Below are 7299 nucleotides of genomic sequence, written 5' to 3'. Positions count from 1 at the left end.
CGGGCGGCGTGGCGTTGCTCCCACTCCTGGGCGGCCTGCTCGGCCCGGACACGTTGGAGTGGAGCGTTCTGCTCCTGCCTTGCGGCCGAATGACAACCGCACGCCCAGATCGTCGGCGAGGGTGGCGAGCTGCGCGGAGGTGTACTGGCAGCCGCGGTCGGCGTGGAAGATCACGCCGGGTTCGGGGCGGCGGTGGCGCACGGCGTTGTCCGGGGCCTGGGCGACCAGGCCGGTGCGCAGACAGTCGGCGGCGGCCCAGCCGACCACTCGGCGTGCGGCGATGTCGATCACTGTGGCCAGGTGGAGCCGGCCTTCCTGGGTGTGGATGCGGGTGGTGTCCCTGCACCACCGGGTGTCGACATCCTTGGCGGCGCAGGATGAAGCCTCGCCGGATCAGATCCGCGGGCACGGTCGCGGCGGGATCGGCGACGGTGGTGGTGCGCCACCGCTTGGGGGCGCGTCCCGCGCGTCCCGCTTCGCGCCGGAGCCGGGCGACGCGCTTGCGCGAATGCCGACGACCTCGTGCCCGCAGCTCGGCGTGCACCCCAGGCGCGCCACAGGTGCCCCCGCGACTCGTCGTGGATCGCGACGACCTCCGCGGTCACCTCGGCGTCCTGTCGTGTACAGGCGGTGGGTGCGGCGGTGCGGCGGGCGTAGCAGGCGGACCGGGAGACCTTCGGCACAACTCCACGATCAGCGCCTTCTGCCCATGGGCTCCATGATGGGACATCCCTCCGGGGACCCGCCTCCCCCTGATCTCGGATGTCCGTCAAAACGGGACAGCCCACTTCTTGGCTAACAGCGATGAGTTTCCGAGCGGCGCTGTCAACGAGATCGGACCGGAGACGACTCGACGTGCAGGCTCGCAGCGGGGTTTCGGCGCTTGGTACCCGCGAAGGCGGCGCGCGGGGCGGACAACGCCCGCTGGAATGCCATTTCCGCCGCTCCGACCAGCGGGCCGTCCTGGCCCAGGGAGGACTGCTCGACGCGGACGCCGCAGACCGCACGACTCACAATGCTGCGACGTTGCACGGTTTCCTCGACGAGTGCCACGACCTCGGCGGGCAGTTCGGCCAGCAGGCCGCCGAGCACCACGAGGTCGGAGCCGAGCAGGTTCACCAGGTTGCAGACGCCGACCGCCAGCCACTCCGTGACCTCGCCGAGTGCGCGCCGCACCGCGACGGGCTCCTGCAGCAGAGCGCGCATCCCGGCGGCGACCTCCTCTCGGCCGCAGTTCTCCGGCAGGTTCAACGCGCGGGCGAGCGCGGCTCTGCCGATCTCGGTCTCCCAACAGCCCTCGCAACCGCAGTAGCACTCCCTACCACCGGTGCGCACGACCATGTGCCCGAACTCGCCCACGTGGCTCCTCGTGCCGAGCAGCGACGCCCCACGGGAGATGACTCCGCCGCCGACTCCCACGTCGACGAAGACGTAGGCCACGTCGTGCGCGCCGCGCGCCACGCCGCGGGTGCTCTCGGCCAGTGCGCCCAGTTCGGCATCGTTACCCAGGTCGACGGGCAGTCGCAGCTCGTTCTCGAACCACTCGCGCAGTGCCACGTCGTTCCAGTGCAGGTTCGGTGCGTCGTGCACTATGCCGTCGTCAAGCCGGACTATGCCCGGGACTGCCACGCCTACACCGCAGATCGGGCGTGTGCTCTCCCCGATCAGCAGTCTGGCGTACTCGGCGATGTCGACCAGGACGTGCTCGACCGGCCATCCGCTGCGCAGGTCCCATCGGCGCCTGGTGAACACCCGGCCGTTTATCCCCATCAAGCCGACGACGACCTCGTCCACCCGGATGTCCACGGACAGCACGACGAGTGCGTCGGGCTGCGGGATCACCAGCGGCGATGGACGACCCGGCCTTTCCCGTCCGTCGGGTAGGCGTTCGACTACGAGCCCGTCCGTGGCCAGCTCGTCCACCAGCGCCTTGATCGTGCTGCGGTTGAGCCGCAGGTGAGTGGTCAGGGTTGCCCTGGTCGCCGGGCCATGCAGGTGCAAGTGGCGCAGCAGGTTCGTCCGGTTACGCCAGCGCAGCTCACTCGGGCTGTTTGACATCGACCTTCCTCCTGCGGCGGGGGAACCCATCACTTCCCCCGGTAAAGAGCAGCGCCAGTGCCACCGCGGCGAGCAGCAGGGCGGTGAGGAACCCACGTTGCACCCCCCACCGGTCCGATAGCAAGCCCAACACGAGTGGGCCGAGAGCGATGGCCGTGCCGACGAAGAACTGGGACCTCGCTGCGGCCCGGTCCGTCAGCCCCTGGGCGGAGGCCAGAGCCAGGGTGAGCGCCAGCGGGAACAGGTTCGCGATACCCAGCCCCGCCGCCATCAGCCCGACCAGCGCGACGACCGGGTCGCGCGAGAGCCACAGCAACAGCATGCCCGCTATCGACAGAACCAACGTGCCCGCCAGCAGGCGCCGGCTGCGTCCCGGCCGACGGGTCAGGCCGCTGCCCACGACCCGGCCGAGCAGCTCGGCGGCGAAGAACAGCGCCATGGCGGTCGCTGCCCACACCGTGTCCACGCCCGTCGTGCTGTGCAGGAGTTGCGCCCCGTAGAACACGAGGCAGAACTCGACGCCGACGACGATGCCGACCAGCGCGCAGAGCAACCACGTGCGCGTGGACATGCGCCCGTCCGCCGAGCCCGTCCCCGGCGTCGGCGTGGCCGAGCGCGGCGGCTCGACCCGCCGGAATACCAGGCCGAGCACGATCAGGGCCAGCACCGGCAATGCCATCACCGCGCGCCACCCCAGCGGGCCCGCCGCCAACCCTCCCAGGGCCAGTGGTGCCAGCACAGCCGCCGCGCTGGCACCGATGTTGGCCTCCACGAGCGCTCGATCGCGCCGCGAGCCGTGGTGGTCCGACAGCACCGCGAACGTGCACGTCTGGAGCAGCGAGCCCGCCGTGCCCAGCAGTGCGGACGCGGTGAGCGTCACCGCGACGTGGTTCCCGACCGCGAACAGGGCCGCTCCCGAGGCGGTGGCGACGAAGCACAGACGCAACAGCCGAGTCCTGCCGAGCACCCGCGCCAGCCGGGCGAAGGTCAACCCGGCGACGACGGTCCCCACGGCCCAGAAGCTCGAATGGGCGCTCATCAGGAAGTACGAGATGCCGAAATTCCGCTGCACGACGGCCAACACTGGCCCCAGCGCGTAGAGGCAGTAGCCGAACACGGCGATCGTGAGGTAGCCCAGGACCGTGGTCCTGCTCCGGACGAACGGGGAGGTGGCACTCGTGGTCATCCCGATCACTGCACCCGGTCGAGGAGATCGAGCACCAGCGAACTCCACCCGAACCGCTCCGCGCCGTGCCCAGCCGCGTCGAAGGGCCCGTAGCACTCTCGCAGGCCGGACCTGGCGACCATGTCGATCGTGCGCCGCGCCAACTCGTCCGCCACGTCGTGCCTGCCGTGGGCGCGCAGGCCGGAGTGCAGGTACCAGTTGAGGTTGACCCACGTCGAGCCGCGGAAGATCGCCTCGGTCGCGAAGTCCGGGTCGAACGACGGCTCGGTGGCTGCGACGCTGGGCACCGGGAAGTCGAGCCAGAACTCGGACTCGTCCAGCAGGTGGTCGTCGACAAGCCGTCGCACGACGACGTCCGGCAGGTCGGCCAGCACGAGCGGGAACAGCGAGCTGGCCGTGAGCACGTCAACGCGGCGGCCGGTGACCGCGTCGACGTCGGAGAACACGCCGCGCCGGTCGTCCCAGCAGTGCTCCAGCATGCCGACCAGTACCGCGTCGGCACGGCGGGCGAACACCTCACCCCCCGTGCCGACCAGCTCGGCGAGGCACCGCAATCCGTCCGCGTAGATCGTGTTGACCAGGACGTCGATCCAGGCGAAGGTGCGTCCGTCCGCGCCGAGGTGAGGATCGCGGCGGATGGCCGGGTCGCCGATCAACCGCCTCATCGCGCCGTGCCACTCCGCGCCCACCGTCGCCGATGTCGGGTCCAGCCCCAGCGCGGAGTCGTACTTCGGGCTGCTGTCCAGGCCCGACTCATCGGGTTGGAAGATGAGCAGCAGACCGTGCGGCCCGACACGCCGTGCGTCCAACCAGGCGAAGTGCCGGAGGACCGCAGGCAACACACCCCGCAGCCACTCCTGGTCCCCTGTCGCCTGGTAGACCCGCTGCACCGCACGTGCCAACACCGGCGGTCCGATCGTCGGCGTCCTCCAGTCGTCCCACAGCGCGATGCGGAAATCCGCCACCGCCTGTGCGCGCAGGTCGTCCTGCCACAGCAGCATGTGAGGGATGAAGCCGCTCGAATCCGCGCCGAGCAGCAGCGTGGACAGCTCGGCCTTGGCCCGCCGATGGTCGACGTGGGTGAGCGCGATGGCGTGAAAGCAACTGTCCCAGAACCACTGGAACGGGTACGTGGTGGGCGATGGGCAGGTGAAGTCGAACTCGGCCGGCGGTTCCACCGACCGCCCGCGCCTGCGGTTGCCGTCCAGCACGGCGACCGCGTGCGCCGAGGCCTTCTCCGCCAACCCCAGGACCACGCCGTTGTCAGCCGACACCCGTCACCACCGCGTCCACGCGAGGGACCGACGGCAGCTCGAGTGCATGCTCGAAGACGATCGAGGTCTTCAAGCCCCCGTCCGCACCGTAATTCTCGAACGCGTCCCGCACACCGCCGTCGTCGTCGAAGCTCAGCGTCCTGGTGATCAGGGGCTCGACTTCGACCACGCCCTGGCTGATCAGCGCGAGCGCGGTCCGGGCGCAGTGCGCGGAGCGCGTCATCGGGAACGCGCGCACGTCGAACGGCGTGGCACGCAGGTGCAACCCCTTCGCCAGCACGTGCCACGTACTCACCGGCTGGGGCAGCATGGTCGCACCGTAGAAGACGTACTCGCCGCCGGGCTTGAGCAGCCCCATGGCGAGCGAGCGCACGTCGGGGCCCTCTCCACGCGGAGCCACGTGCGGCAGGGCGTCGAGAACGTAGTCGGCGAAGCTGTCGTGGTGCTCGCGGACGAACTCGACCAGCTCGGACGCCTGCGTGACGATGTTGAAGCTGCTGTCCGCACCGAACCGGCGAGCCAGCGCGATCCGACGCGCGTCCTGTTCGATGACCAGGACGCGTGCGGCTCCGAGCACCCGGCTCAGCAACTGCACCGCCAGTAGCGCACTCGGCCCGCAGCCAAGCACGACGCACACGTCGCCCGGTTTCGGCGGGTTGACCAGCAGGCAACGCAGGATCGACGTGAGGGGCTCGACCATGGTGGCCAGGCCCGAGGCCAGGCCGTCCGGCACGACAACCGCCGCAGCCTGGTGCGAGTCGTAGAAGTTTCGCTCGGTGTACCAGATCGTCTGTCCGGGTTGGTTGGGGAGCAGCGGCCGGATCACGCGGTATTCGGCCAGGCCGTCGAAGTCGGTCTGGCCCCAGTAGACCAGGCGATCCCCCCATTCGACGCCGGTCACCCGAGAACCGACCCGCACGACCCGCCCGACGTACTCGTGGCCAGGGGTGATCGGCCACCGCGCCGGCTCGAGGTGGCCGCGGTAGTACGACACATCGGTCGAGCAGATCGACACCGCCTCGGTCTGCAACAGCACCTCGTCCTCACCGCACGGCGGCACCGAAATGGACACCGGGTCGATCTTCCCCGGTCTTTCGATCTGATAAGCGCGCACAGGACCCCCATGTCAACGTGTTCCGAAACCGTTCAACGTCAGCAAATTCAGGAGAAATTCGCGGAATTCAAATCCGGACCGCTGAGTGAAATCGAGTCGTCCGCCCCCGACCCGCTCGACGCGGAGGTGCCGATCGCTGCGGCGCGCACGGCGTCCATGACGCGCGCGACCAGCAGCGAGGATTCGACGGGGAAGGCGAAGGAATCTTCCCCTCGCGCAGCCGCCGACACCTCCTCGACCATCAGTCGGTACGGATCAACCGGAGGGAAGGTCGAAATGCTCTCCCGCTGTGCCGATCGCAGGAGCAACGACACTTGATCCTTGGCCGTGAAGACCGGATAGGTGAACTCCACCTCGCCGGAATCGCCCTTGATCAGCAGTTCCTCATCCCGATCACCCCTCAGGCACGCCTCGACAAACGCACTGCCGGTGTCGAAGCGCAAGACCGCTCGAGTGACCGCATCCACGCCCCGATCGGTCGTCTCCTGCTCCGCCGTCACCTCCAGCGGTTCCCGACCCCCGAACGCGGTCAGTGTGGCGGCGATCGCGTAGCACCCCACGTCGTAGAGCGCTCCACCGCCCAGGGTCGGGTCGGTGCGGTAGTCGCCCGCAGCGGGTTGCGCGCCGCGGAAACGGGCCCGGACGGAGCGGATCTCGCCCAATTCACCGTCACGCACGATCCGCGCCAACTCCCGGAACCTCGGGTGCCACTGGTTCCAGTACGCCTCGACCAGCAACCGACCGCTCCGCCTGGCGGCGTCCACCATGCGCGCCACCTCGGCGGCGTTCAAGCCCAGTGGCTTCTCGCACACCACGTGCTTGCCTGCGCGAAGCGATCGGAGGACCCATTCTTCGTGGGCGCTGTTGTGCAGCGCTATGTAAACGACGTCCACTGTCGGATCGTTCAGCAGGGACAAATAATCATCGTGTACCACTTCAGGCTTCAGCGCAGCGGCCCGAACGGGTGACCGAGAAGAAGATGCCCGTAACACCGCGCCACGCGCGGCGTGCACTGCGGGACCGAGTGAATTCTGCGCTATCCCCCCGGCACCGATGAACCCCCATCGCACTACACAGCCCCCCAAAGCGTGTGTCACCCGGAGCGCCAAACCGCGCGCCCCAAGACGAGGCTAGCAGCCCTTCTCGACGTTCCGCCACGGTTTCCACCGGGCACGAAGAGGCACGCTTGGCGAAGAATATGTTGTCCATAGCGCAAAAAGGTCGCACGAGGCTCGCGATCAGCGCGATTCCACGCAACCAGGCCCGAGCACCTCCCCTCTTCCGCCCTGCCGGCGGTACGGGCTGCCGATGGCTACCGCCTGATCCGAGGTGAGCCGCTCGGTACCCCAACCTCGACCGCTACCGGCCACTTCCCGACGAACACTTCGCGGAAGCCTTCGAGATCGACCGGTCGGGCGGACAGGCCACGTGTCCGCCGGAGCGATCAGCAAGTGCTGGGCCGAAGGCTTCGACAGCGGCAAGCGTCCGGCGATCCGGATCCGGTTCGCCACCGGCACCCGCGCGCCCTGCCCTGTGCGCAACCAGTGCACCAGCTCACACCGCTGCGGCAGGCAACTGACCGTCCGTCCTCAGGAGCAGAACGCTCCACTCCAACGTGTCCGGGCCGAGCAGGCCGCCCAGGAGTGGGAGCAACGCCACGCCGCCCG

6 protein-coding genes and 1 pseudogene are annotated in these 7299 nt (G+C 69.2%); 1 reads left to right on the top strand and 6 read right to left on the bottom strand.

What is annotated here, in order from left to right; translation table 11 throughout:
• The 6 genes and pseudogenes from IEZ00_RS37660 to IEZ00_RS35845 form a co-directional block, all read right to left on the bottom strand.
• Window positions 1-345, bottom strand: a pseudogene (locus tag IEZ00_RS37660) (DDE-type integrase/transposase/recombinase); the annotation flags it as partial.
• Between the two features lie 480 nt (window positions 346-825).
• Window positions 826-2088, bottom strand: a complete 1263-nt coding sequence (locus IEZ00_RS35865; protein WP_373293261.1) for an ROK family protein — start codon at window positions 2086-2088, stop codon at window positions 826-828.
• A complete protein-coding gene (locus IEZ00_RS35860) occupies window positions 2039-3244 on the bottom strand; it encodes an MFS transporter (RefSeq protein WP_209616559.1) in 1206 nt (401 codons plus the stop codon). The genes IEZ00_RS35865 and IEZ00_RS35860 overlap by 50 nt, the downstream gene beginning before the upstream one ends.
• Window positions 3245-3249: 5 nt before the next feature.
• A complete protein-coding gene (locus tag IEZ00_RS35855; protein ID WP_189227801.1) occupies window positions 3250-4518 on the bottom strand; it encodes an amylo-alpha-1,6-glucosidase in 1269 nt (422 codons plus the stop codon).
• Complete coding sequence (locus IEZ00_RS35850) at window positions 4508-5590, bottom strand: zinc-dependent alcohol dehydrogenase (RefSeq protein WP_229796444.1); 1083 nt, start codon at window positions 5588-5590, stop codon at window positions 4508-4510. Before IEZ00_RS35850 ends, IEZ00_RS35855 begins: the two co-directional genes overlap by 11 nt.
• An 89-nt stretch (window positions 5591-5679) precedes the next feature.
• A complete protein-coding gene (locus IEZ00_RS35845) occupies window positions 5680-6702 on the bottom strand; it encodes a Gfo/Idh/MocA family protein (RefSeq protein ID WP_189227799.1) in 1023 nt (340 codons plus the stop codon).
• A gap of 358 nt (window positions 6703-7060) precedes the next feature.
• Here IEZ00_RS35845 and IEZ00_RS35840 point away from each other — a divergent pair.
• Window positions 7061-7299 (top strand): transposase (locus IEZ00_RS35840; RefSeq protein WP_189227798.1); only part of this gene is annotated, 239 nt, incomplete at its 3' end.

The organism is Saccharothrix coeruleofusca, assembly GCF_014648515.1.
Lineage (GTDB): Bacteria > Actinomycetota > Actinomycetes > Mycobacteriales > Pseudonocardiaceae > Actinosynnema > Actinosynnema coeruleofuscum.
The sequence above is the reverse complement of the archived record's forward strand: the minus strand, read 5'-3'. Positions and strand labels throughout refer to the sequence as shown.

Bases quoted from the DNA above. Each gene is read 5' to 3' on its own strand.
- IEZ00_RS35860 (WP_209616559.1), bottom strand. From the start codon at position 3,244: ATGACCACGAGTGCCACCTCCCCGTTCGTCCGGAGCAGGACCACGGTC.
- IEZ00_RS35865 (WP_373293261.1), bottom strand. From the start codon at position 2,088: ATGGGTTCCCCCGCCGCAGGAGGAAGGTCGATGTCAAACAGCCCGAGT.